The sequence below is a fragment of the Vibrio sp. Isolate32 genome (assembly GCF_022397955.1).
Classification (GTDB): domain Bacteria; phylum Pseudomonadota; class Gammaproteobacteria; order Enterobacterales; family Vibrionaceae; genus Vibrio.
Genome location: NZ_JAKEUQ010000087.1, coordinates 1 through 622, shown reverse-complemented (window position 1 = coordinate 622; position 622 = coordinate 1). Strand labels below are relative to the sequence as shown.

1 protein-coding gene is annotated in these 622 nt (G+C 48.7%); it reads right to left on the bottom strand.

The window, feature by feature from the left end:
* Nucleotides 1–622 (bottom strand): transposase (locus L1D11_RS22555; RefSeq protein ID WP_239862835.1); only part of this gene is annotated, 622 nt, incomplete at both ends.

The following is a 622-nucleotide window of genomic DNA, read 5'->3' as shown; positions in this document are numbered from 1 at the left end:
TTATAACGGAAGGTGACCGTATCATCGGTGACCTTGATAATGTCTTCATCAGGCAGCACACCACGATAGAGGTAGCGAGATAAATAGTTCAGTGCTGACTGACCATAACCAACCTGCCTACAATCAACCACCCATTGTTTGGGTATGCGACTTGGCAGCCACAACGTTGGATGTTGATTCATGGCCTCTAACATTCTTGCCCGCCAGACTTTGGCCAAAGCCAACGCGTTAAAAAGGTAATGCTTGTTGCCTTTGTGCCACGTTTGTCTGGATGGGTCGTAACTGCCTGCTGCCACAATAATGTGCAGGTGTGGGTGCAAGTTTCGTTGTCGGCTGTGGGTATGCAGCACAGCAGTAAACCCAAGTTCACCTTGAAGCTGGCGGTTGGCAAAATCTTTTAAAACCCCCGATGCCACCTTAAACATACCGTTATATGTCGCTTTAGGCTGATGCCTTGCTAGCACTCTCAATTGATACGGTAAAGTGAAGGTCACCATGAAGTAGTGAATAGGTAACCGTTTTTGTTGCTGACGCTGAAGCCAATCAGCGGTGGTGCGTTGTTGGCATTGAGGGCAGTGACGATGACCACAAGAAAGGGGCAATCGGTCAGGGCAATCGGTCA